This window comes from Pseudarthrobacter sp. WHRI 8279 (assembly GCF_040224115.2).
GTDB lineage: Bacteria > Actinomycetota > Actinomycetes > Actinomycetales > Micrococcaceae > Arthrobacter.
Genome location: NZ_CP168162.1, coordinates 598,675 through 622,434, shown reverse-complemented (window position 1 = coordinate 622,434; position 23,760 = coordinate 598,675). Strand labels below are relative to the sequence as shown.

Genomic DNA, 23,760 nt, shown 5'->3' with positions numbered 1-23,760 from the left:
GCAAAGGATCGCAAGATCCGTTGCCGCCCAGCGTAGGGGCGGGGCCGCCGGAAAATTCCGACGGCACCCACCTAAACGAACACGTTAGACGCGCGGCTTCTCACGCATCTCGAAGGTCTCGATGATGTCGCCTTCGTTGATGTCGTTGTACGAGCCAAGGCCGATACCACACTCGAAGTCCGTGCGGACCTCGGTGGCGTCGTCCTTGAAGCGCTTGAGCGTCTCAACGGTGAGGTTGTCACCGATGATCTTGCCGTCGCGGCTGATGCGTGCCTTGGTGTTACGGCGGATGATGCCCGAGCGGACGATCGAGCCTGCGATGTTTCCGAACTTGGAGGAGCGGAAGACTTCGCGGACCTCGGCGGTGCCCAGCTGGAATTCTTCGTATTCCGGCTTGAGCATGCCCTTGAGCGCCATCTCGATGTCATCAATTGCGGAGTAGATGACGGAGTAGAAGCGCATGTCCACGCCTTCGCGGTCTGCCAGTTCGGCAACGCGCTCGGCAGGCTTGACGTTGAAGCCGATGATGACGGCGCTGTCCACTGTTGCCAGGTTGACGTCGTTCTGCGTGATGGCACCAACACCGCGGTGGATAACGCGCAGCTGCACGCCTTCGCCGACGTCGATCTTGAGCAGGGCGTCTTCGAGGGCTTCCACGGCACCGGACACGTCACCCTTGAGGATGAGGTTGAGGGTGTCGATCTTGCCGTCGGCCACTGCCTGGTCGAAGTCTTCCAGGCTGATGCGCTTGCGGCGCTTGGCCAGGGCGGCGTTGCGGTCGGCTGCTTCACGCTTCTCGGCGATCTGGCGGGCGGTGCGCTCGTCAGCGGTCACGAAGAAGGTGTCGCCTGCACGCGGCACGTTGGACAGACCCAGCACCTGCACGGGGCGGGACGGGCCGGCCTCGGTCAGCGCGCTGCCGTCGTCGTCGAACATTGCACGGACGCGGCCGTGGGCCGTGCCTGCAACGATCGTGTCACCGACGCGCAAGGTACCGGACTGCACCAGGACGGTGGCAACCGCACCGCGGCCCTTGTCCAGGTTGGCTTCGATCGCGATACCGCGGGCGTCCTTGTTCGGGTTGGCGCGCATGTCCAGGGCAGCGTCTGCGGTCAGCAGGACAGCCTCGAGCAGCTCGTCGATGTTGAGGTTCTGGCGGGCAGAGACCTCTACGAACATGGTGTCGCCACCGTATTCTTCCGGAACCAGGCCGTACTCGGTCAGCTGGCCGCGGACCTTGTCCGGGTTGGCGCCTTCCTTATCGATCTTGTTCACGGCCACGACGATCGGCACGTTGGCCGCCTGTGCGTGGTTGAGGGCTTCAACGGTCTGCGGCATAACGCCGTCGTCCGCTGCGACCACCAGGATGGCAATGTCGGTGACCTTCGCACCACGGGCACGCATGGCGGTGAACGCCTCGTGGCCCGGGGTATCGATGAAGGTGATCTTGCGGTCGTCGCCTTCGTGGTTGTGCGTGACCTGGTAGGCACCGATGTGCTGCGTGATGCCGCCGTGCTCGCCGGCCATGACGTCGGACTTGCGGATGGCGTCGAGCAGACGGGTCTTACCGTGGTCCACGTGGCCCATGACGGTGACAACCGGAGGACGTGCCTCGAGTTCTTCATCGCCTTCGGCTTCGAGCTCGGCATCGAAGTCGATGTCGAAGCCGGAGAGCAGCTCGCGCTCCTCGTCTTCCGGGGACACAACCTGGAGCTTGTACCCAAGCTCCTCGCCCAACAGGGCAAAGGTCTCTTCATCCAGCGACTGCGTGGCCGTGGCCATTTCACCGAGGTGGAAGAGGACGGTCACCAGTGCGGCGGGGTTTGCCTCGATCTTGTCGGCGAAGTCCGTGATGGACGAGCCGCGGCGCAGCCGGATGACGGTGTTGCCGTCGCCGCGGGGTACGCTCACGCCACCCAGCGACGGGGCACTCATCTGCTCAAGTTCCTGGCGCTTTGCACGCTTCGACTTGCGCTGCTTGCCACGACCGGCGCCGCCCTTGCCGAAGGCACCCTGGGTACCGCCGCGGCCGCGGCCGCCCTTGCCGAAGCCACCGCCGGCGGGAGCACCGCCGCCGCCACCGGGACCACCGGTTCCGGGAGCGCCACCCGGGCGTCCGGGACCACGGCCGCCGGCACCGGGACGCCCTGCACCAGCGGGTGCGGGACGCTCAGTGCGGTTGGGCATCATGCCGGGAGTAGGACGGTTTCCACCGGCACCACCGGGACGCGGTGCACCCGGACGGGGACCACCGGCACCGGCTGCGGGACGGGGGCCGCCTGCGCCTGCTGCCGGACGCGGACCACCGGGACGGGGGCCGCCGGCACCTGCTGCGGGGCGCGGACCACCGGGACGGTCGCCGTCGGTGCGGCTTCCACCCGGGCGGGGCATGCCCTGCGAGGTGGCAAACGGGTTGTTGCCGGGACGGGGAGCACGCTCGCCGTCCCCGCCGCGGCCGCGGGGCATGCCCTGGGACGTGGCGAAGGGGTTGTTGCCCGGACGGGGACCGCCGGGACGGGGAGCGGAGCCACCCTGCCCTGAGCCGCCGGAACGGGTAGGTGCAGCGGGTGCTTCAGCCTTGGGTGCCGGGCGTGCGCCGGGCTTCGCTCCAGTGGACGGAGCGGCCGGGGCCGGTGCAGCCGGAGCGGCGGGCGCACTGGCAGCGGGCGCTGCCGGAGCAGCTGCCTGTGCCGGTGCTGCCGGAGCCGCAGGCGCGGGGGCCTCAGCCTTGGGGGCCGGGGCTTTCGGTGCTGCCGGACCGGGTGCGGGTGTTGAGGGACGCGCCTCTGCCGCCGGGGCGGGCGCCTTGGGCGCTGCTGCCGGTGCTGCAGCCTTGGGGGCGGCGTCGGGGAAGGCGTTGCGCAGCTTGCGCACAACGGGGGCCTCAATGGTTGAAGAGGCAGAGCGAACGAATTCGCCCAGTTCCTGCAGTTTTGTCACTGCATCTTTGGAAGTAATACCGAGCTCTTTGGCGAGCTCATGTACGCGGACCTTGGCCACATTTCTCCTGTCTCGGTCCGCACCGAGCCAGGCACGAACCGTCTACTTCTTACTGCGGGCCCAAGCCGCAAATGCTGCAGAAGGGCCCATTGCAGAGCGCAACAAAGTTGTCATCGTTGCGCACTCATCGCTGGGAACTCATCGGGTTTCCATCAGTTTTCTGACCCGCTTTCAGGTTGGACGGTTGGTGTTGCAGTTGCCGGAACGCGTGCAACGCTCGCGCCTGATGTGATCCGGCGTTCCACGGCGGCGGTACCGGCCGCTCCCCGCAGGGCGCGTCCGAATGCTCGCCGCTTTAACGCCAGAGCCAGGCACGATTCGCTGGGGTGCAGCCATGCACCCCGGCCAGCCATCCGGCGTCGTTCATCCACCAGGACAGCGTTTGATCCGCTGCCTTCGGCGACGAGCCGGAGTAACTCATTCCGCTTGCCCTTCTGCCGGCACCCGATGCAGGTACGCTCCGGCTGATTCCCGCTTGCTACTGGCACGGTCATCTTCCTGACGTTCATATCTGCTGGCCGCGGACGGCCCTCCTCCGCGTGAACGAAATGGGGCGCGCCCAGGGCGCACGGCTGCCGGCCGTTAGGCGCGGTCTTTACTATTCTAGCCCCTCCCGACCTTCCTGCCCGAAACTGCGCGGGCGATTCGAGGCCGGGAGGTCATCAGAAACTGTTCAGTTGTCGCGGGCAGCCGCGGCGTCGGACACGATGTCGATCCGCCAGCCGGTGAGCTTGGCCGCCAGCCGGGCGTTCTGGCCCTCTTTGCCGATGGCCAGGGACAGCTGGTAGTCCGGGACTACAACGCGCGCTGACCGGGTGGCTTCATCGGTGATTGTGACCGAATTCACGCGCGACGGCGAGAGGGCGCTGGCGATGAAGGTGGCCGGATTCTCGCTGAAGTCGACGATGTCGATCTTTTCGTCATTGAGTTCGGTCATCACGGCGCGGACGCGGGACCCCATTTCGCCAATGCAGGCGCCCTTGGCGTTGATGCCGGGAACGTTTGCCTTGACTGCGATCTTGGTGCGGTGGCCGGCTTCACGGGCCAGGGCAACGATCTCGACGGAGCGGTCGGCAATCTCGGGCACTTCCAGTTCGAAAAGCTTCCGAACGAGGCCCGGATGGGACCGGGACAGCGTGACGGACGGGCCCTTCGAACCGCGGTGGACGTCGATTACCAAAGCGCGCAGCCGGTTGCCGTGGATGTATTTTTCCCCGGGAACCTGCTCGGGCGGCGGCAGCAGCGCCTCCACGGAACCCAAATTGACCTGGATCATGTGCGGATTATTGCCCTGCTGGATGGTGCCGGACACCAGCTCGCCTTCACGGCCCTTGAACTCGCCCAGGACGTTGTCGTCTTCAACGTCGCGCAGGCGCTGCAGGATGATCTGGCGTGCGGTGCTGGCGGCGATCCGGCCGAAGCCTTCAGGGGTGTGCTCGAACTCGCCGACGGGGGCGCCGTCGTCATCAATCTCCACAGCCCAGATGGTCACGTGGCCGCTCTTGCGGTCCAGCTCGGCACGGGCCTTTTCGAAGGCGCCGGGAGACTTGTGATACGCCACCAGGAGCGCCTGCTCAATGGTGGGGATCAGGAGGTCCAGCGGGATTTCACGCTCACGCTCCAGAAGTCTCAGTGCGCTCATGTCAATATCCATCAGGCCTCCTCAGAAGGTCCATTGTGTTCAGGTTCCAGACCATCCCCGTTCAGGTGGCTGAATTCGATCTCGACTTTTCCGTTGCGGATCCTGTCGAAAGGAAGTTTTATGGGGTCGCCCTGCTTGGGCTTCATGCCCTTTTTTACGGCGATCTCGGGGATGATGGTTACGCCGCCACCGTCCACCGATGTGATCCGGCCCATGACGTTCTCGCCCTGGATAACGTTGATCCTGGCCATGCGGCCCTTGGCGCGGTGCCAGTGCCGCGGCTCCGTCAGGGGGCGCCCGACGCCGGGAGAGGACACCTCGAGGTCGTAGGGCCGCCCGTCGTCCGCGGGATCATTGTCCAGGACGTCGGAGAGGATCTTGGAGATGTCGGCGATGACGTCGAGGCTGACGCCGCCGGTTTCCTCCTGGGGAAGGTCCACCACGACGTGGACCACGCGGTGGGAACCGGCCACGATGGCCACGTCCTCCAGGTAGAGGCGGTTCGCCTGCACCGCAGGTTCAAGGAGTGCGCGGAGCCGGTCAGCTTCCGGGTTGTGTGCGGGGGCGGCTTCAGCCTTACCCGTTCCGGTTTGGTCTGATGAAGCCGTGGCTTCTGCGTTGCTCACGATGCCGCGCCGCCTCCCTTATAGATGATGTTGTGTGTACTAGCGTAGCTATTTTACCGGTCCGGTGGGGCGGAGATTCCCCCGACGGCGTGACACCATGGTCTGTTGTGAAAGAAGACGATCCGGAAAACCGCCCAAAGCTGCGCTATTTCCGGTACGCCGTTATTTCCTTCACAGCCCTGATTGTGCTCAGCCTCGGATTCTCGCTTGTTCCCGCTGATCCGCCGGAACCCGAGGATCCCCCGTTCTCCGAGCAGGCCAGGGTGGCTGCGCTGCAGGATGCCTTGGCCCTGCGCGCCGCGGCCGGGCGTCTATCCGCTGCGGGCGACGGGACTCCCGCCGCCGCGGGCTGGACTGTGACCTTGCTGACCCTGCAGGCCCGCGCCCTCCTTTCACCGGCGGATTCCTATCCGCCGGATGATGCATCAGCGTCCGCCACTCCCCTGCCGTCCGGGCCGCCGGCGGAGCCCTGGGCGACGCAGGAGTCCACCCCCGCGGGGCTGGCTTCAGCGTTGTCGGCCAGTGGTGTGCAACGCCTCACCGATGCGGCAGAGGCCGACGGCGGGATGGCGCGCCTGCTGGCCGGCGCCGGCACCGCCCAACTACTGGCGGCGGAGAACCTCGCCGCCGCAGCAGGAATCGCCCCGGAAACGCTTCCCCACGCCGGCGCAGCAGCGCCGCCTGCCGCCAGCCCGTCAGCGCCTGCACCCGATAGGACGGCGTCCGCCTGTCCGTCCCCTTTTCCGGCGCCCGGTACTACAGGCCCCGGCGCCACAGCGGAACCCGGTGTTGCGGCAGGACAGGCCACCGCAGGGCAAAACACCGCAGGGCAGGTCGCTGCAGGACAAGACGTCGCGGGGCAAGACACCGCAGGACACGGCGCTGCAGGACAGGGACAAGCTGCCGCGGACACCCCAGCCGGCCTGGGCCTCGCACTGTCCGCGGCTGTGGCCGCCGGGCAGCAGGGCACCTACGCCTACGAAGCGGCACTCCCCCGGCTGGGACCCGGCGATTCCCCGGCGGCGGAGGCCTTCCTCGGGCAACACCGGGAACTCGCGGCCGAGGCCGCGGCGTACGCCCGTGCCGTCTGCAGTGCCCCGCAGCCGCAGCAGCCCGGCTTCGTGCTGGGGCCGGACTTCCTCGCGGCGCCTGGCAACGGACTGGCCAGCCTGGAACTGGCATCCCTGCCTGCCTATGGTGACATCATTGCGCGGGCCGACGGCGGGCTGCGCGCCTGGGCGATCGCTGCCCTGCAGTCCGCCGCACGCCGCGCTGCACACTGGGACGGCGCTCTGGGGCCGGTTCCCGGTGTCCTGCTTGACCAGGACCAGCTCCCGGAGCTTCCGGCCAGTCCCGTGTCCGCGCCCGCCGAAACCCCGGCCCGTGCGACGGTGACTCCCGCCCGACCGTGACTCCCGCCCGACCCTGGCTCCCGCCCGACCGTGACTCCCGCCCGACGGTGACTCCCGCGGCAGCGGCCACGGCCTGCCGGACCATGGCTCCTGCCCGGCCGTGACTCCCGCCTGCCGGTACCGCCTTCCGAGACTGGCTCAGCCGTCCTGATCGCCGGGCAGGCTGGCCTGGAGGGGCCCATGATGGTTTGCTGAAGGCATGGATGCACACGACCAGTCCCAGCCAGCAAGAACGGACGCTCCGAACCCGGGGTTGCGCCGCCATCTGGAGACCGAACCGCACGGCACGGACATTGCCCAGCGGCTGAACTGGCTCCGGGCCGGCGTCCTGGGCGCTAACGATGGCATCGTCTCCGTCGCGGCGATCGTGGTGGGCGTGGCTGGGGCTACCTCGGAAACGGGTCCCATCCTCGCCGCCGGCGCTGCCGGGCTGGTGGGCGGAGCTGTATCGATGGCACTCGGCGAGTACGTCTCCGTGAGCAGCCAAAGCGACAGCCAGCGGGCCCTGATCGAGAAGGAACGCCGGGAGCTGGCCGAGGAGCCGGAAGAGGAACTCGCCGAACTCGCCGCCATCTACGAAGCCAAGGGCCTGAGCCCGGAAACGGCAGGGAAGGTTGCTGAGGAACTGACCGCCCACGATCCGCTGGCGGCGCACCTCTCCGCGGAACTGAACATCGACGAGACGGATATCGTGAGCCCCTGGCACGCGGCCTTCGCCTCCGCCGTGGCTTTTGTCATCGGCGCCGTACTCCCGATGCTGGCGATCCTTCTCCCTCCGCCCGGGATCCGGGTTACCCTGACCTTCGCCGCAGTCCTGGTGGCGCTGGCACTGACGGGAACGCTGGGCGCCTGGATCGGCGGTGGGTCGAAAACCCGGGCAGCGGTCCGGGTGGTGGTGGGCGGTGCCCTGGCGCTCGCTGCCACCTTCAGCATCGGCACCCTGCTCGGCGCGACAGGCGTGGTGTAGGCCTGCCTGCGGCACCTGGCTGGCCGGAAGCCAAACGCCAGGGCCCCGATGCACCTAGGCTGGAACCGATGAGCCAGCCAACGGCAGTACCAATCCCGCCGGACCTTTCCGGGCGCTACTCACGCACCACAGCAGGACGGGAGTGGCTCGCCTCCCTGCCCGGCATCATCTCCGGCCTGCTGGAGCGGTGGCAGCTCGCACCGGAACTCGCCCCTGGCTCCCTCCCGTGGAACGGCCACGGAGCGGTAGTGGTGCCCGTGACCCGGAAGGACGGCCGGCCGGCGGCCCTCAAGATCGCCTTCCCGCACGACGAAGCGCGCGTTGAGCGCCATGCGTTGGCCTTGTGGGGCGGGCACGGTGCCGTCGAACTGCTGGGAGCCGACGCCGGCACGTGTTCCATGCTCCTCGAAAGGCTCGACGCCGGGCACTCCCTGGCTACCGTCCCCCTGGCTGATGCCGTAGCAGTCTGGGGCGGCCTTGTCCGGCAGTTGAGCCTTGTTCCCGACGGCCGGCCGCAGTGGGGGGAATTCGAGCACATCGCTGCCCGCGCCGAGCAGTGGAGCGACGATCTTCCCGCGGACTGGGAACAGCTTGGCCGCCCCTTTCCACGGTGGCTGCTGGAAGCGGCGCTTGAGGTGTGCCAGACCCGCGGCGCGGTGGGGCGCCGCGCGGGCCGGGACGTCCTGGTCCACACCGACCTGCACTACCTCAACATCCTGGCCAGGCCGGATGCTGCGGCAAAAGCGGGGAAACCGGCGGCGGACGCGTTCGCCGCCATCGATCCGCAGCCCATGATCGGTGAGGCCGAGTTCGCGGTGGCGCCGCTGTTGTGGAACAGGCTGCAGGACCTCCCGCTGAACCATCCTGGAGCCGGCCTGCGGCAGCGCTGCACGGACTTCAGCTCCGCTGCCGGGCTTGACCCCGACGCCGCACGGGAGTGGGGCTTGGCCCGGGAAGTGGCTAACGCGCTGTGGTACGCCGGAATGCCGGGCCACCGCGGCGATCTGGCGCGGTCACTCTGGGTTGCCAGCACCCTTGCCGGCCGCACCCTTGAGGGACTGCCGCCGGCCCATGCGTTGCCGGAGCCCGGCCAGGCGTCCGTGGCCTGACGCCTGGATGGGCACGCTCTCCGCTGCACGCTGGGTGGCAGGGAACACGCAGCGGTCAGCCGGGGCGCACGGCGGAGAGAGCGGCTTTGACGGCATCCACCGCGGTGCGGACTTCATCCTCCCCGGTATGCCAGTTGCTGACCGAGACGCGCAGGATGTCCCGGTCCCGCCAGCGGGAGCCGGACATCCACACCCTGCCGTCCGCGATGATCCGCGCGGTCACGGCGCGGGTGGTCTCGTCGCCGCCGAATGCCAGGCACACCTGGGTGTAGCCGACGTCGTTCAGCACCTCCACGCCGTCCACCCCACCGAGGCCTGCTGCAATGTCCGCGGCAGCCGCAGCCATCCCCCGCACCTGCGCTGCCACGCCGTCGCTGCCGAGGCTCTTCAGCGCTGCCCATACCGGCACGCCGCGTGCGCGCCGCGACAGTTCGGGGACTTTCTCGAACGGATCGCCGGGACCTTCGGCGTCGTGCACCAGGTAACTGGTGTGCAGGCCCATGGCGGAGCGGAGGGCTGAAGCGTCCCGGACTATGGCTATGCCGCAGTCGTAGGGAACGTTGAGCGTCTTGTGGGCATCGGTGCCCCACGAGTCGGCTTCCTCGTACCCCCGGGTGAGGCCGCGCAGTTCGGGCACTGCGGCTGCCCAGAGGCCGAAAGCGCCGTCGACATGCACCCACGCGCCATGCTTGCGGGCAACGCGGATGGCTTCGGGGAAAGGATCAAAAGCGCCGGAATGGAGGTTCCCTGCCTGCAGGCAGACCAGCGCCGGGCCCGAACCTTGGGCGAGTGCCGCGTCCAGGGCTTCGGGGATCAACCGTCCCTGGCTGTCGGCGTCCACCACCGTGGGCTTGCCCAGGCCCAGGTAGCGCAGGCCAAGATCCACGGTGTCGTGCCTTTCCCTTCCCACAAAGCAGCGGATCCGGGGAGCGCCAAACAGCCCGTCACGGTCCAGGTCCCAGCCTGCGTCGCTGAGAAGCCGCCACCGGGCAGCGGCCATCCCGGTGAAGTTGGCCATGGTGGCGCCGGTGACGAAGCCGACGTCGGAGGCCGCCGGGAGACTTAGAAGCTCGAGGAGCCAACTGCCCGCGGCCTCCTCGATGGCCGCCATGGCGGGGGTGGCATACCGCAGCCCGGCGTTCTGGTCCCAGGCGCTCACCAGCCAGTCTGAGGCCAGGGCGGCGGGCAGGCTCCCGCCGATCACCCAGCCGAAGAACCGGCCGGAGGGCATGGCCATGAGCCCTGGTTCCGCCGTTGCGGCCAGGAGGTCAACTACCTCCTCGGCCGGCATTCCACCCCGGGGCAGCGGCCCGCCAAAAGCCTCTGCAAGATCGTGGGCTGCCGCCACCGGTCCCACCCGCCGGTCCGGAAGGCTGCCAAGCCAGGCTGTGGAGTGCCGGACCGCTGCTGTCAGGGCCGGGGCGTACTCGTCGTCGCCGTGTGACATACCTGCATGCTACGCCTCAGCGCCAGCGCCCACGAGGCCCTGGTGGCGGGCAGTGTCAGGCGAAGTTTTCCTGCCAGACGTCGTAGCCGAGCTTGATGATCAGTGCCGACACCACCAGCAGGAAGACCACCCGGACGAACCGGCTGCCCTGCTTCACGGCCGTCCTGGCTCCCAGGTAGCCGCCGGCCATGTTCGCCGCCCCCAGCAGCAGGCCCACGCCCCACAGGATGGACCCGTGGGGCAGGAAGAACAACAGCGCCCCCGCGTTGGTGGCCATGTTGACGATCTTGGCTTTGGCACTTGCCTCGAGGAAGGCATAACCCATGGCGGAGACCAGCGCAATGACCAGGAACGAGCCCGTTCCCGGCCCAATGAGGCCGTCGTAAAACCCGATGATGGCTCCGATCAGGCAGGCCACCACATAGTGCTTGTGGCCGGCGTGGCGCAGTGCGGTGATGCCGCCGACGCCCGGCTTCAGGGCTGTGAAAAGCGCGACGGCGACCAGCGCCGTGACGATGATGGGTTTGAAGACGCTGGCGGGCAGGTTTGCCGCCAGGACGGCGCCGCCAAAGCTGCCCGCCAGGGCGATCACGGCCATGGGCAGGGCCGTCCTGAGATCGGGCCCCACCCGGCGGTAGTACGTGGCGGCGCTGGTGGCGGTGCCGAAAATGGACCCCATCTTATTCGTGGCCAGCGCCTGCACGGGCGTGATCCCCGGGACCAGCAGCAGGGCCGGGAGCTGGATCAGCCCGCCCCCGCCCACCACTGCGTCAACCCATCCGGCGGCAAAACCGGCCAGGACGATCAAGAGGAGCGTTGTGAGCCCGAGGGATTCGAGTCCAAACTCCACTGTTGCGTCAGTGGGTGCGGACAGCGTTGACTACATAGTCAACAGCCTTGTCCACCGCCACGTTCTCGGCCTCGCCGCTGCGGCGGTCCTTGATCTCCACAACCCCGTCCACCAGGCCGCGGCCAACGGCAAGGATGGTGGGAACGCCCACCAGTTCCGCGTCCCCGAACTTGACCCCGGGAGAAACCTTGGGCCGGTCATCGAGGAGGACGTCGAGCCCCGCTGCCTCAAGTTCGGCTGCCAGGCGCTCGGCGGTTGCGAAGATCTCCTCGCCCTTGCCAACCGCCACGACATGGACGTCTGCAGGGGCGACAGCGCGCGGCCAGACAAGCCCCCGGGCGTCGTGGTTCGACTCGGCCAGTGCTGCCACGGCGCGGGTGACGCCCACGCCGTAGGAGCCCATGGTGACGGTGACCTGCTTGCCGTTCTGGTCCAGGACCTTCAGTTCCAGGGCCTCTGCGTACTTGCGGCCAAGCTGGAAGATGTGCCCCATCTCGATACCGCGGGCGGTCTCCAGCGGGCCGGAACCGTCCGGGGCGGGGTCGCCTTCACGGACTTCGGTGCATTCGATGACGCCGTCCCAGGTGAAGTCGCGTCCGGCCACCAGGCCGTACACGTGCTTGCCGGCCTGGTTGGCGCCGGTGATCCAGGAAGTGCCGCGGACCACGCGGGGGTCCACCAGGTACAGGAGCTTCGTTGGGCTTTCGGCGCCCAGCAGGGGCTCGTCCAGGGACAGGCCGGGGCCCAGGTAGCCCTTGACGATGAGCGGCTGCTTCTTGAGGTCGTCGTCATTGGCCGCTTCCAGGCCGATCTCGCCGCCCATGGGCAGGAACGAGCCGATGTTCGCCTCAACGCGCTTAAGGTCCACGCCGCGGTCGCCAGGAACGCCGATGACCACCAGCTGGCGCTCCCCGGTGGGCAGGGTGACGGCGAGCACCACATTCTTCAGGGTGTCGGCGGCAGTCCAGGCGCCGCCGTCGGCCTCGCTGCGGGGCGCGATCTGGTTGGAGGCAGCCACGAGCGTGTCGATGGTGGGGGTGTCCGGGGTGTCTCGGACCTCGGCGGCGGGAGCCGCGCTGAAGTCGATGTCCGCCGGGACAACCGTGGTGACGGCCTCAACGTTCGCCGCGTAGCCGCCGGCGGAGCGCACGAACGTGTCCTCCCCGATGTCCGTGGGGTGCAGGAATTCCTCGCTCTTGGACCCGCCCATGGCACCGGCGGTCGCGGTGACCGGAATGACCTCCAGGCCAAGGCGCTCGAAGATGCGCAGGTAGGCGCCGCGGTGGGCGGCGTAGCTGGCGTCCAGGCCGGCGTCGTCAACGTCGAAGGAGTAGGAGTCCTTCATGATGAACTCGCGTCCGCGCAGGAGGCCGGCGCGGGGACGTGCCTCATCGCGGTACTTGTTCTGGATCTGGTAGAGGCTCAGCGGCAGGTCCTTGTAGGACGAATACAGGTCCTTGACCAGCAGCGTGAACATCTCCTCGTGGGTGGGCGCCAGCAGGTAGTCGGCGCCCTTGCGGTCCTGGAGCCGGAACAGGCCCTCTCCGTATTCGGTCCAGCGGTTGGTGGCCTCATACGGTTCGCGGGGCAGGAGGGCCGGGAAGTGGACTTCCTGCGCCCCGATGTTGGCCATCTCCTCACGGATGATGGCTTCCACTTTGCGCAGGACGCTCAATCCCAGCGGCAGCCAGGTGTAGATGCCCGGGGCCGCGCGGCGGATGTAGCCTGCGCGGACCAGGAGCCGGTGGCTGGCCACCTCGGCGTCGACGGGATCTTCACGCAGGGTGCGGAGGAACAGCTGGGACAGTCTTGTAACCACGGGTGGGTATCCGTTTCTGGGGAGGTGCTGGGGCAACAGCAAGCCGGGCGTTTCGTCTGGGTACTAATCTACCGGCTTGCGGGAGCCCGGAACGCAGTTGAGCCACGCCCGGACATGCAAAGCCCCTGGCCCCCCAAGAGGCTGGTCATCGCATCCGGGCGTGGCTCGACGCCGTTATCGCCCAAGTACTGGTGAGGACTGGTGAGACCGCCCACGCCACTCCAGCGCAGCTAGATCGAACCTATGTGATCCAGCGCACGATGACAAGTGCTTCCCACATTCCCGACACCAGGATCCAGGTTGGGGCCTTTCCGGCGCCCGGAAAGTGTCCTAGAAGAGCACCGTCGCGAACGTCCCAACCTGGCTGAAGCCCACCCGCTCGTAGGTGGCGCGCGCACGGGTATTGAAACCGTTGACGTAGAGGCTGGTGACGGGCGCGACCTTCCGCGCCTGCTCCACCACGGAAGCCATGTACCCGGCGCTCAGGCCCTGGCCGCGGTACAGCGGGTTCATCCAGACACCCTGGATCTGCGTGACATCGGAGGTGACGGCACCCAGTTCAGCCTTGAACACCACTTCGCGGGCCTCGTTCAAGTGCACCAGGGAGTGGCCCTGCCGGATGAGGCCCTCCACGCGGCGGCTGTAGAACTCCCTGCCGCCCAAGAAGGGCGAGTACCCCACTTCCTCTTCGAACATGGCGGCGCAGGCCGGCAGGATGCGGTCGAAGTCCGCGAGGTTTCCCAACGCCAGCCCCGGGTTCGGCTCCACGGAGGGCCCTTCACTGATGGTCATCAAAGGCTGGTCCGGGCGCACCTCGTGGGCCCGGTGCCCCAGGTCAACCAGCTCGGCATGCAGGGCCAGCACGGCGGCGGCCGGCCCAAAGGCGGAGGCATAGCGGCGGCCGGACCTGTTGGCGGCCGCGGCCACCACTCCGGCCAGGGTAGGCTCCAGCTGGATGGGCACCAGGTTGGCGCCGGCCCAGCAGGCACCTGCCAGGACGCCGTCGTCGAACACTCCCAGGACGCCGGCACCGCCGCTGGTGGGAGCCGCGGTGCCGGTGGCGCGCAGATGCGCGAGGATAAACGCGTTAGAGACCGGATCACGCTGCGCCAGGAGCACAAGGGCAGCGGTGTCGTCCCCGTCAAGGGTGCGGACGGAAATCCCCGGCGGGTCGGGGACGTCCTTACGAGACGCTAACCACGGGGCTACCCTTGACAGCATCTTCGCCATCGGCCTCCCCCATCTCTTCCGCGATACGCATGGCCTCTTCGATCAGTGTCTCAACAATCTGGCTCTCGGGGACAGTCTTGATGACTTCGCCCTTCACAAAGATCTGGCCCTTGCCGTTGCCTGAGGCAACACCAAGATCGGCTTCGCGGGCCTCACCGGGTCCGTTCACCACGCAGCCCATGACCGCGACGCGCAGCGGGATCTCCATTCCTTCCAGCCCGGCAGTGACCTGCTCGGCGAGGGTGTACACATCCACCTGGGCGCGGCCGCAGGAGGGGCAGGAGACGATTTCGAGCTTGCGGGGACGCAGGTTGAGGGACTGCAGGATCTGGTTTCCAACCTTGATTTCCTCCACCGGCGGGGCCGAAAGGGAAACCCGGATGGTGTCGCCGATGCCCCTGGACAGGAGCGCGCCGAAGGCCGTGGCCGACTTGATGGTTCCCTGGAACGCCGGGCCGGCCTCGGTGACGCCGAGGTGCAGGGGCCAGTCGCCTTTCTCCGCCAGCATCTCGTAGGCCGCCACCATGATGACGGGGTCATTGTGCTTAACCGAGATCTTGAAGTCGTGGAAACCATGCTCCTCGAAGAGGGACGCCTCCCAGACGGCGGATTCCACCAGTGCTTCAGGGGTTGCCTTGCCGTACTTCTTGAGGATGCCCGGCTCCAGGGATCCGGCGTTGACGCCGATGCGGATGGACGTGCCGTGATCGCGCGCCGCAGCGGCGATCTCCTTGACCTGGTCATCAAACTTGCGGATATTGCCGGGGTTCACGCGTACCGCTGCGCAGCCGGCCTCGATCGCCGCGAAGACGTATTTGGGCTGGAAGTGGATGTCCGCAATGACCGGGATCTGCGACTTCCGCGCGATGATCGGCAGCGCCTCGGCGTCATCGGCGGACGGGCAGGCCACGCGCACAATGTCGCAGCCGGACGCCGTCAGTTCGGCGATCTGCTGCAGCGTGGCGTTGATGTCCGTGGTGGGCGTGGTGGTCATGGACTGCACGCTGATGGGCGAGTCCGATCCAACACCCACGGAACCGACTTTGATCTGCCGGGTCTTGCGGCGGGGGGCAAGGACGGGTGGCGGTGCTGAGGGCATTCCCAGGCTGACCGAGGTCACGAGGACTCCTAGAGATTGAAAGCGGGAGGAGGCTTAGGCGGCGAGGCCGGCAAGCACGCCGGTGATGGGCGACCATTCGGTGATCCGGGTTCCGGCGATCACCCCGGCGGCTGCGAACGGGTCCTGCTTGAGGATCGAATTGAGGGCGGCCTCGTTGTCAGCCTTGAAAATCAGCAGCGCACCGGCCCCGTCGCCATACGGGCCGCTGGCCAGGATGGCGCCGTCCTGCGCCAGGCCGGCAGTCCATTCGCGGTGCGCGGGCCGGGCGGCGTTGCGGTCTTCTGTGGACTCTGCGGCATAAACGTACTCAACGGCAAAAACAGTCATACCGCTACCCTATCGCCCTGCCCGCCTTCGCACCCATCCGGAGCGTGGACGCGCCCGGCCGCCAGGGCAGGGGGCCCGGACCTGGACGCGCTCAGGCCAGGAAGATGACCTTGATGGCTGCGGCTGTTCCGGCAGCCCAGAGCATGGACGTAAGCGTTCCGATAATGAACCTTTCGGCCGCCACCGGGGTTTCCTTAAGCTCCGCGAACCTGCCCAGGCCCTTGATCGCCACAATGTAGGCAATGGCAACCGGCTGGCCGGTCAGGATGGCAAGGCACACTCCCAGCCGCTCGAGGATCCCGATGATGGCACCGCCCCGAAGGATCCGCTGCGTGGGAGCGGCCGGTCCGGAACCGGGAGGGCCCGACGGCGGCGCGTCGGCTGCTGCGGTCAGCTCGCCGTCGACGCCCTGGGAGCCGCCAGCGGAGGGCGGGTCAACAGTCACATCCGCGGACGGATCTTCAGCGGCCCGCTTGGCTTCCTCCGCAGCCTTGGCCGCGTCCGCCCGGTCATCGATTGTCCTGGCCAGCCGGAATACCAGGGCCGTCACGGGCCAGCCGGCGAATCCGGCGACGAGCAGCGCAACCGCGATCCAGAGTGCGTTCACCGGTTTCCTTCCGTTGGAGTGCGGGCCGCCAGGGAATGGGCATGGTCCAGCAGCATGGCCGCTGCCGGCCTCGCCGCCCATTCTTCCTGCCATGCGGACCTGAGGACGGTGCGGCTCACCGACTGTTCGGTTATTCCCAGCTCACGGGCCACCTGTTTCTGGCTGCCATGCCTGACCTCGCCCTGGATGGCCCGCAGCCGGTCCACCACCCGCCACTGGGCCTCGGTGCGCTGCTGCACCAGGCGTCCGATCAGGCGAAGCACCGCCTGGGCATTTGCGCTGGCCACGGCATCCTCCTGGGCATGGGGTTGAAGATCCTTACCGCGGACCATACTGCCGGACACCACTGACAACGGCACCTGTCCGGCGGCGCCCTTGGCAAGTTCCACGGCTTTGCGGGCCGCCACGAACCCGCTTCCGGAGCCCTCCCGGGGGCTGGCACCGGGCGCCAGGCCGACCACCCCGATTCCTATCCCGACGTACCAGTGCCCGCCGCGGAGCGCGTGCAGGGCCACGTCCACCACATCGGCGGCGTCCTCCACCACTCCCTGGAGCTCGTCCCCTACTGATCGTTCAAAGGGCACGGGCGTGAGGTTGCGGAGCGCCGCGATCAGGTCCGGGACCCGGTCCACATCCGTCGTGCTGCCCTGCTGGTCGATCGTGAGGACGTACATGCCCTAACCGTACGCAGCTGATGTTCATTAATCAAACATATTCGGCTGATTAATTGATATCAGCCGGAATAGGCTGATTTCGTGCAATCACCCTGCAGGGGATCCCCTGGGGTGCCCTTGGGGGGAACCACGCCAGGCAATCCATCCGCCGGCAACTGCGAGCAGCGCGGCTCCCGCGCTTTGGGTTGGTAGGCTGCTTCCGGTGGTGGCCTGCCCCAGGACGACTCCGAGGGCATAGAACACCACGGCACCGGCCACCCACAGTGCCCCTGCCCACCGCGGAAGTACGTGTGACTGCCAAACGGCGACACCCAGCAGGACAGTCCCAACAAAAGCAAGCAGGAGCCCGGCCATAAACGCTGCCGTCATCGATCCGGGGAATTCGAGCTGCATGATGTCCTGGTTTCCCGCCAGGTAGGCCCTGCCCACGGCGGGAGTTACGAACGTGGAAATGACTGCAGGCACCAACAGCAAGGCAGTGCCCGCGGCCGCGGTGACCGCTGCTCCCAGCGCCAGGCGTCCCGACCGGCTGCCGGCCAGGTAACAGCCCAGCGCAAAGAGGCCGAAGACAGCCAGGATGGTGCCTCCCGTACTGCCGATGAGGTGGCTGACCTCGTAGGAGTCCGTACTGACAAACCTTGCCCAGGCGCCGGGATCCGCCGCCTGGTCCGGCTGGGGCTCAAGGGAAGACCAGGCGGTGAGGAGCCAGGACGCAGGCAGCGTCCAGAGACCCACTCGGACCCACCGGCCGGTGTCCTGCGGATTCATGTGTCCGCCCTTCCTCAGTGGCTGCACGGCACCCGTCCGGATGGAGCGGCAAGTGTCAGCCGAAGAGATTCACCGGCTTCACGATGTCGGCGTAGATAAGGAGCGCGCTCATGCCCATCAGCAACGCGGCCACCACATAGGTCACCGGCAGCAGCTTGGCGATGTCGAAGGCACCAGGGTCCGGTTTGCCGAACAGCCTGGCCACCTGCCGCCGCGCCCCCTCGTAGAGGGCTCCGGCAACATGCCCGCCGTCTAAGGGCAGCAGCGGTATCAGGTTGAAGACCGCGAGCGCGAAGTTCAGGCCCGCAAGCAGCCCGATCAGTGCGGCCAGCCGGGACTGTACCGGGATTTCTTCCATGGCAGCTACTTCGCCGGCAACCCGTCCCACGCCCACCACGCTGATGGGGCCGTTGGGGTCGCGGGGTTCCTCGCTGAAGGCAGCCTTCGCCACGCCCACCACGCGGGCGGGAAGGTTGAACACCACCCCTGCCACCTGGCGGATGTTTTCCCCCGCCATGGGCAGGACGGACGACGCCGGCTGGGCCACGAGTTCTGTCTGGGAGCCGATGCCCAGGAAGCCGACGTCCTGGTAGCGGAGGGTGCCGGCGTCGTCCGTTTCCTGCCGGCCGTCCGCCCCGATGACGGGCCGGGCCGACAGCACCGGGGTCACCGTGGTGGACACCAGGGCGCCGTCCCGCTCAACGGTAATGCCCACTTCGCGCCCTGCGGAGGCCCGGATCCATTCCGTCAACTGGTCCCAGCCCGTTACGGCCTTGCCGTCGAAGGAGGTGATCCTATCGTTCGGTTTGAGGCCGGCCGCTGCGGCAGGGGTGGGCTGGCAGTTCGCCGAATCCGGATCGACGGTCTCCCCTGCCGCCACCTGGCACTTGGAAACCTCGGAGATGGTGGTGGTGGCCGTGGCCATACCAAAGCCCATGAGCAGCACCGCGGTGAGGAGGACGCCAAGGACCATGTTCATGGCCGGGCCGCCCAGCATCACAATGACCTTCTTCCAGACCGGAAGCCGGTAGAACACCCGCTTTTCGTCACCCGGCCCCACTTCCTCGTGGGCCATGGACCGGGCTTCGGTAGCCAGGGTCTGGAACATGCCGGTGCTGGACGGACGGACGGAGCCGTCGTCCTTGTTGGGCGGGTACATGCCGATCATGGAGACGAAGCCGCCCAGCGGAATGGCCTTCACCCCGTATTCGGTTTCGCCCTTCCGCCTGGACCACAGGGTGGGGCCGAAGCCGATCATGTATTTGGTGACGCGCACCTTGAACAGCTTGGCGGGCACCAGGTGCCCTACTTCGTGCAGCGCGATGGACACGGCAATGCCGATCGCCACAAAGACGACGCCGAGGACAAAAAGGAGGACGGGGGTCATTGACGTGCTGCTGCTTCCTAGAGACTTCTGACTGCTAAACGTTCATTGGCGCGGGCACGTGCCCAGCTTTCAGCATCCAGCACTGACTCCACTGTCAGCCCGGAGGACCCTGGGTGTTCGCTGAGGACGGCATCGATTGTGTCCACGATGTCCGTGAACCTGATGCGCCCGGCGTGGAAGGCTGTCACGGCTTCCTCATTCGCGGCGTTGAACACGGCGGGGAACGTGCTGCCCTGCCTCGCTGCGTGCTTGGCGAGTCCGACGGCGGGAAAGGCTTCCGTGTCCAGCGGCTCGAACGTCCAGGTGGCCGCGCGCGTCCAGTCGCAGGCGGCCGCCGCTCCCGGCACCCGGTCCGGCCAGCCCAGTCCCAGTGCAATGGGAAGGCGCATGTCCGGCGGGGACGCCTGGGCGATGATCGACCCGTCAATGAACTGCACCATGGAGTGCACCACGGACTGGGGGTGGACCACCACCTCGATCCGGTCCAGCGGCACATCGAAGAGCAGGTGCGCCTCAATGACTTCCAGGCCCTTGTTCACCAGTGTGGCCGAGTTGGTGGTGACCATGAGGCCCATGTCCCAGGTGGGATGGGCCAAGGCTTCCTGGGGGGTCACCCCATGCAGTTCGTCCCTGCTCCTGCCGCGGAAGGGACCGCCGGATGCTGTGAGGATCAGTTTTTCCACTTCCGCGGCCGAGCCCGAGCGCAGGCACTGCGAGATCGCTGAGTGCTCGGAGTCAACGGGGACGATCTGGCCCTCCCGGGCTGCCGCCTTCACCAGCGATCCGCCCACGATGAGGGATTCCTTGTTGGCCAGGGCAAGCGTGGCCCCGGAATGCAAGGCCGCCAGCGTGGGTGCTAGGCCGATCGATCCGGTGATTCCATTGAGCACCACGTCCGCTTCAACGCCGGCGATCCGGGTGGAGGCGTCCGGTCCGGCGATGATTTCCGGCCGGTAGCCGGGCTTTCCCGCCGCCGCGGCAGCGTCGGCAATGAGCGACGCCAGCTTTCCGGGGTCACCGCCGGCGATGCCGATGACCGACGCGCCGGTGTGCACCGCCTGGCCGGCGAGGAGCTCCAGGTTCCCTCCCCCGGCGCTGAGGGCCACTACCTCGAAAAGGTGCGGGGCGCCGTCGACGACGTCGATCGCCTGGGTGCCGATGGAACCGGTGGATCCGAGGAGGACGATTCTGCGTGGCTGCATTGCTTAAGTATCGCGCACCGTGCTGCCAGGCCGCTCAGGACCTTCCGAGCTGTGATTCCGGCCGCAGGACAGCGGGGACGACGCCGGACAGCGCTGTTTCTGCCAGCGCCTCCCCCAGCGCCGGCGCCTGTTTGAAGAGGTTGTGCCCGGCCACCGCGCTGACGTTGCCGGCAGACCAGATGCCCACGCCGTCATCGCCCCACGGCAGTCGCGTCACCCAGCAGTGGACGTAGCCGTCCGGTTCGGGATCCAGGCCGGGCAGTGCCGTCCTTACGTAGGCCGCCGCACGGGCCGAAAGGGATTCCAGGGCAGCCGGATCGGCGAGGCTCCCGTCCTGGCGCACGTCTGTTGTTTCGCTCAGGCCCACCGCGTAACGCCGGTTGTCGGCCGAGGGCGCAGCATAGACGCCGGTTTCCCCGAAGACCCCGCTGCCGTCCTGGAATGTTGGCAGCGGAGCGGACGCGCCATCCCGCACACGGAACGTCACCCGGGCATGCGCGGCGTGTTCAACGGGTATGTCCAGCCCCGCGCCCCGGGCCAGGGCTGCCGTCCCGCGGCCGGCGCACAGGACCGCATGGTCGAACCGGTCTACCCGTGTCCCGGTGCGGACCTCCACACTGCGGCCGGCGGGCCGGACAGTCAGCACGTGGTCGGCCACGAGGGCGTCCTCCAGTGTCCCGGCCAGGGCGCGGAACGCGGCGCGGGTGCGGATTGCCCCGCCCTGGGCATCGAACATCGCCTTGCCCTGGAAGTCCGCAAGGATCGGCAGCGCCGCCGCAAGTTCTGCCGGTGCCAGCAACCTCACCGGAATCTCCGGCAGGCCGCTGAGAACGCGGAGCTTGTCCTCCACGCTGTCCCCGATGGCCACCGCACCGGCACCGGAGACCAGCTCTACGCCGAAGTCAGCCTCCCAGTCCCGCCAGAGGGTGCGGCTGTGACCCACGAACGCGGCCAGCCGGACGTCGTCGTGCGCGTGCCGGAAGATCCTCGATTCCCCGGCCGATTGCCCCGAACCCGGGGTCCCGGACTCGTAGACGGTGACGTCCACACCCGCCTGTCGGAGGGCATGGGCTGTGGACAGCCCGACGATCCCTGCACCTACCACTGCAACACGTGTCATGGGTCCAGCAAAACATGTTTGTGCAGCCCGGCGCAGGCGGGTGCTTGTTGAGGGCGGGTGCGCCGCCGGATTCATTCCAGCAGGCGCGAGCGCCGGACGAGGTATCCTGCGCAGCGCTCAGGCGGCAGCCAGTTCAATTAGGCCCTTGGCCAGGGTGGCCACGGCGCCGAGGTAGGCAATCACCGTGACGATGCGGCGGGCTGACAAGGGGCGGACCCGGCCGGCGAGCAGGTCGCCCGCCACGATGCCGGTCACCATGGCCGCCAGGATCGCCAGCCACTGCCAGCCCTCCAGGGCAGGGACGTGCCCGCCGGACAGCACGTACTTGCTGAGCAGCGATGTGAAGCCGGTGGTGATGAAGTAGGGCTGCAGGGTGGCGCTGAAGCTTTTCTGCTCCCAGCGGGTAGCAATGGCATAGGCCGTGATGGCCGGGCCGCCAACACCCGCTGCGGCATTCATGAGGCCGCTGGAAAATCCCAGGGATGCCATGGGGACCGGTCCGCTGGCACGCCAGGAACTCCTGGTCAGCCGCTGGGATGCGAGCAGGGCAATGATGAGCAGGACGCCGATGCAGATTTCCAGCGGGGCTTCCGGCACGTTGCTTGCCAGCCAGGCGCCGGGCAACACCCCCGCCAGTGCTGCGAGCGCCAACCCGAAGTACTTCTTCCAGGCCACATGCCTCCACACCCGGGAGAGGATCAGGAGCGAGGATGTGGCGCCGCACAGGTTGATGATCATCACGCCGTCGAAGGGGCCCAGGAGCACCACGAGCACCGGGGAAACGAGCAGGCCAAAGCCCAGGCCCGCGATCCGCTGGGCCAGCGCGCCTGCAATAACGGCGATCAGCACCAGCACGAACATCCCTCGATCCTAGTGGCAACGTATTGGCGGGATCTCCCAGGCGGCCCCTGTGGCATTCCCGCTGTAGCATCCCTGCGGGAGCCGGGCGTAACGTGGAGTGCGTGGACTGGCTCTCCTGGTTTGATGCGCCGGAATACGAATTTGCCCGGCAGGTGCTGCAGCGGGGCGTGGCGGCACTGTATTTCGTCGCGTTCCTGTCCTCGCTGAACCAGTTCCCGGCGCTCCTGGGTGAGCGGGGCCTCCTCCCGGTACCTGAATACCTTTCCGGTTTCAGCCGCCTGCGGCGGCCGTCCCTGTTCCGCTGGCGGTATTCGGACAGGCTGCTGCGCTGGGTATGCGCCACCGGGCTGCTGGTTTCGGCGCTCCTGGTGGCGGGCATCCCGCAGCAGGGCCCGCCCTGGGTCCCGCTCATCGCGTTTTTGCTCCTCTGGCTGTTGTACATGTCCATCGTCAACGTGGGGCAGACCTTCTACGGCTTCGGCTGGGAGATGCTGCTCCTTGAGGCCGGCTTTACCGTGGCCTTCCTGGGCTCGGACCAGACAGATCCGCCGCGCACCATCCTGATCCTGATCGTGTGGCTGGTGTTCCGGCTGGAGTTCGGTGCCGGGATGATCAAGATCCGCGGCGGCGGGGAGTGGCGCGACCTGACGGCCCTGTACTACCACCACGAGACCCAGCCGATGCCGGGGCCGCTGAGCAGGCAGGCGCATCTGCTGCCGAAGCCCCTGCACAAGGTTGAAGTCATCGGCAACCACTTCGCCCAGCTGGTGGTGCCGTTCTTCCTGTTCGCGCCCCAGCCCGTTGCCAGCGTGGCCGCGGGGATCGTCATTTTCACCCAGTTGTGGCTGGTGGCCAGCGGCAACTTCGCCTGGCTGAACTGGATCGCCATTGTGCTGGCTTTCGCTGCCGTCAGCGATCCCGTTGCGCACGCCGTGCTGCCGGCCATCCCGCTGGACTGGCACGGCCAGGCCGGCGCAGACAGGGAGACTCCCCTGTGGTGGCTGGCCGTCACCCTGGCGGCAACGCTGCTGTTGGTGGTCCTCAGCTACTGGCCGCTGCGCAACCTTTTCTCCCGCAGCCAGCTGATGAATGCCAGCTTCAACCGGTGGCAGCTGGTCAATACCTACGGGGCGTTCGGCACCGTGACCAAGCAGCGGATCGAGATCGTGGTGGAGGGAACCCTTGATGAGGAGCCGGACAGCGCCTCCGGCTGGCGGGAGTACGGCTTTAGGGGCAAGCCCGGCGATGTCCGCAGGCTCCCCCGCCAGTGGGCGCCCTACCACCTGCGGCTTGACTGGCTGATGTGGTTCCTGCCGCTAAGGACCGTCCACGAGGAGTGGTTTTACGCCTTCCTGGGAAAGCTGCTGGAGGCGGACCGGCAGACCCTGCGGCTCCTCCGCCATGACCCGTTCGACGGCGCGCCGCCGCGCTGGGTGCGCGTGCGCAGCTCCCACTACCGCTTTGCCAGCCGGAAAGAGTTCAGGGAGACCGGGAACCGCTGGGTGCGGACGCTGCTCTACGAGCCGATTCCGCCGCTGTCACTGCGGCGCTCACCCGGGCGGATGGGGTGAAGGCGGCCGCGCTGGGAAGGC

Annotated in this window: 21 protein-coding genes; 4 read left to right on the top strand and 17 right to left on the bottom strand. The window is 67.7% G+C overall.

The annotated features are described in order from the left end of the window. Window positions 1–84 precede the first annotated feature (84 nt). The 4 genes from infB to rimP form a co-directional block, all read right to left on the bottom strand. Window positions 85–3,000: a translation initiation factor IF-2 gene (gene infB, locus ABRP28_RS02760; protein ID WP_350004670.1), complete on the bottom strand. Its 2,916-nt coding sequence runs from the start codon at window positions 2,998–3,000 to the stop codon at window positions 85–87. Between the two features lie 152 nt (window positions 3,001–3,152). Further along, the gene (locus ABRP28_RS02755) at window positions 3,153–3,494 is read right to left on the bottom strand and encodes a YlxR family protein (RefSeq protein WP_374152914.1); all 342 of its coding nucleotides are present in this window, start codon (window positions 3,492–3,494) and stop codon (window positions 3,153–3,155) included. Between the two features lie 179 nt (window positions 3,495–3,673). Further along, window positions 3,674–4,654: a transcription termination factor NusA gene (gene nusA, locus ABRP28_RS02750; RefSeq protein WP_350004674.1), complete on the bottom strand. Its 981-nt coding sequence runs from the start codon at window positions 4,652–4,654 to the stop codon at window positions 3,674–3,676. Continuing rightward, window positions 4,654–5,268 carry a ribosome maturation factor RimP gene (rimP, locus tag ABRP28_RS02745; RefSeq protein WP_350004678.1) on the bottom strand — a complete coding sequence of 205 codons (615 nt, stop codon included), beginning with the start codon at window positions 5,266–5,268 and terminating at the stop codon, window positions 4,654–4,656. The genes nusA and rimP overlap by 1 nt, the downstream gene beginning before the upstream one ends. A gap of 107 nt (window positions 5,269–5,375) precedes the next feature. On the opposite strand from rimP, the gene ABRP28_RS02740 reads away from it, so the two are divergent. From ABRP28_RS02740 to ABRP28_RS02730, 3 genes are all read left to right on the top strand, one after another. After that, window positions 5,376–6,680, top strand: coding sequence for a DUF4439 domain-containing protein (locus ABRP28_RS02740; protein WP_350004680.1), 1,305 nt, complete (start codon window positions 5,376–5,378; stop codon window positions 6,678–6,680). Window positions 6,681–6,879: 199 nt separating this feature from the next. Further along, entirely contained in the window at window positions 6,880–7,647 is a 768-nt protein-coding gene (locus ABRP28_RS02735; RefSeq protein WP_350004682.1) for a VIT1/CCC1 transporter family protein, read from the top strand. 68 nt (window positions 7,648–7,715) lie between these two features. Further along, the gene (locus ABRP28_RS02730) at window positions 7,716–8,756 is read left to right on the top strand and encodes an aminoglycoside phosphotransferase family protein (RefSeq protein WP_350004683.1); all 1,041 of its coding nucleotides are present in this window, start codon (window positions 7,716–7,718) and stop codon (window positions 8,754–8,756) included. A gap of 55 nt (window positions 8,757–8,811) precedes the next feature. Here ABRP28_RS02730 and ABRP28_RS02725 read toward each other — a convergent pair whose 3' ends face one another. The 13 genes from ABRP28_RS02725 to ABRP28_RS02665 all read right to left on the bottom strand — a co-directional run bounded on the left by ABRP28_RS02725 (window position 8,812) and on the right by ABRP28_RS02665 (window position 22,168). Beyond that, entirely contained in the window at window positions 8,812–10,203 is a 1,392-nt protein-coding gene (locus tag ABRP28_RS02725; protein WP_350004685.1) for a pyridoxal-dependent decarboxylase, read from the bottom strand. A gap of 55 nt (window positions 10,204–10,258) precedes the next feature. Continuing rightward, window positions 10,259–11,053 (bottom strand): TSUP family transporter, encoded by a 795-nt coding sequence (locus ABRP28_RS02720; protein WP_350004687.1) that lies wholly within the window; start codon window positions 11,051–11,053, stop codon window positions 10,259–10,261. Window positions 11,054–11,060: 7 nt separating this feature from the next. Beyond that, window positions 11,061–12,872, bottom strand: coding sequence for a proline--tRNA ligase (locus tag ABRP28_RS02715; protein WP_350004689.1), 1,812 nt, complete (start codon window positions 12,870–12,872; stop codon window positions 11,061–11,063). 330 nt (window positions 12,873–13,202) lie between these two features. Further along, window positions 13,203–14,093 carry a GNAT family N-acetyltransferase gene (locus ABRP28_RS02710; RefSeq protein ID WP_350004730.1) on the bottom strand — a complete coding sequence of 297 codons (891 nt, stop codon included), beginning with the start codon at window positions 14,091–14,093 and terminating at the stop codon, window positions 13,203–13,205. Continuing rightward, on the bottom strand, window positions 14,056–15,222 hold the full coding sequence (gene ispG / locus ABRP28_RS02705; protein WP_013600504.1) for a flavodoxin-dependent (E)-4-hydroxy-3-methylbut-2-enyl-diphosphate synthase: 1,167 nt from the start codon (window positions 15,220–15,222) through the stop codon (window positions 14,056–14,058). The genes ABRP28_RS02710 and ispG overlap by 38 nt, the downstream gene beginning before the upstream one ends. Before the next feature lie 33 nt (window positions 15,223–15,255). Then, window positions 15,256–15,549 (bottom strand): YciI family protein, encoded by a 294-nt coding sequence (locus tag ABRP28_RS02700; RefSeq protein ID WP_231455361.1) that lies wholly within the window; start codon window positions 15,547–15,549, stop codon window positions 15,256–15,258. Window positions 15,550–15,640: 91 nt separating this feature from the next. After that, window positions 15,641–16,156: a hypothetical protein gene (locus ABRP28_RS02695; protein WP_350004692.1), complete on the bottom strand. Its 516-nt coding sequence runs from the start codon at window positions 16,154–16,156 to the stop codon at window positions 15,641–15,643. Then, entirely contained in the window at window positions 16,153–16,830 is a 678-nt protein-coding gene (locus ABRP28_RS02690; protein WP_350004694.1) for a MarR family transcriptional regulator, read from the bottom strand. Before ABRP28_RS02690 ends, ABRP28_RS02695 begins: the two co-directional genes overlap by 4 nt. Window positions 16,831–16,917: 87 nt before the next feature. Next, complete coding sequence (locus ABRP28_RS02685) at window positions 16,918–17,598, bottom strand: hypothetical protein (protein ID WP_350004696.1); 681 nt, start codon at window positions 17,596–17,598, stop codon at window positions 16,918–16,920. Between the two features lie 55 nt (window positions 17,599–17,653). Then, complete coding sequence (locus ABRP28_RS02680; protein WP_350004698.1) at window positions 17,654–18,985, bottom strand: site-2 protease family protein; 1,332 nt, start codon at window positions 18,983–18,985, stop codon at window positions 17,654–17,656. Between the two features lie 17 nt (window positions 18,986–19,002). After that, window positions 19,003–20,187, bottom strand: coding sequence for a 1-deoxy-D-xylulose-5-phosphate reductoisomerase (gene dxr / locus ABRP28_RS02675; protein WP_350004700.1), 1,185 nt, complete (start codon window positions 20,185–20,187; stop codon window positions 19,003–19,005). Between the two features lie 34 nt (window positions 20,188–20,221). Beyond that, the gene (locus tag ABRP28_RS02670) at window positions 20,222–21,307 is read right to left on the bottom strand and encodes an FAD-binding oxidoreductase (protein WP_350004702.1); all 1,086 of its coding nucleotides are present in this window, start codon (window positions 21,305–21,307) and stop codon (window positions 20,222–20,224) included. Between the two features lie 117 nt (window positions 21,308–21,424). After that, the gene (locus ABRP28_RS02665) at window positions 21,425–22,168 is read right to left on the bottom strand and encodes a TSUP family transporter (RefSeq protein WP_350004703.1); all 744 of its coding nucleotides are present in this window, start codon (window positions 22,166–22,168) and stop codon (window positions 21,425–21,427) included. A 101-nt stretch (window positions 22,169–22,269) separates the two neighbouring features. On the opposite strand from ABRP28_RS02665, the gene ABRP28_RS02660 reads away from it, so the two are divergent. Next, window positions 22,270–23,739: a lipase maturation factor family protein gene (locus ABRP28_RS02660; RefSeq protein ID WP_350004705.1), complete on the top strand. Its 1,470-nt coding sequence runs from the start codon at window positions 22,270–22,272 to the stop codon at window positions 23,737–23,739. The last annotated feature ends 21 nt before the right edge of the window (window positions 23,740–23,760 follow it).

Coding starts and splice junctions, on each gene's coding strand:
- ABRP28_RS02725 (WP_350004685.1), bottom strand. CDS start 10,203: ATGTCACACGGCGACGACGAGTACGCCCCGGCCCTGACAGCAGCGGTC.
- ABRP28_RS02730 (WP_350004683.1), top strand. CDS start 7,716: ATGAGCCAGCCAACGGCAGTACCAATCCCGCCGGACCTTTCCGGGCGC.
- nusA (WP_350004674.1), bottom strand. CDS start 4,654: ATGGATATTGACATGAGCGCACTGAGACTTCTGGAGCGTGAGCGTGAA.
- ABRP28_RS02690 (WP_350004694.1), bottom strand. CDS start 16,830: ATGTACGTCCTCACGATCGACCAGCAGGGCAGCACGACGGATGTGGAC.
- ABRP28_RS02755 (WP_374152914.1), bottom strand. CDS start 3,494: ATGACCGTGCCAGTAGCAAGCGGGAATCAGCCGGAGCGTACCTGCATC.
- ABRP28_RS02665 (WP_350004703.1), bottom strand. CDS start 22,168: ATGTTCGTGCTGGTGCTGATCGCCGTTATTGCAGGCGCGCTGGCCCAG.
- ABRP28_RS02735 (WP_350004682.1), top strand. CDS start 6,880: ATGGATGCACACGACCAGTCCCAGCCAGCAAGAACGGACGCTCCGAAC.
- ABRP28_RS02670 (WP_350004702.1), bottom strand. CDS start 21,307: ATGACACGTGTTGCAGTGGTAGGTGCAGGGATCGTCGGGCTGTCCACA.
- ABRP28_RS02685 (WP_350004696.1), bottom strand. CDS start 17,598: ATGAATCCGCAGGACACCGGCCGGTGGGTCCGAGTGGGTCTCTGGACG.
- ABRP28_RS02680 (WP_350004698.1), bottom strand. CDS start 18,985: ATGACCCCCGTCCTCCTTTTTGTCCTCGGCGTCGTCTTTGTGGCGATC.
- ABRP28_RS02710 (WP_350004730.1), bottom strand. CDS start 14,093: ATGCTGTCAAGGGTAGCCCCGTGGTTAGCGTCTCGTAAGGACGTCCCC.
- dxr (WP_350004700.1), bottom strand. CDS start 20,187: ATGCAGCCACGCAGAATCGTCCTCCTCGGATCCACCGGTTCCATCGGC.
- ABRP28_RS02700 (WP_231455361.1), bottom strand. CDS start 15,549: ATGACTGTTTTTGCCGTTGAGTACGTTTATGCCGCAGAGTCCACAGAA.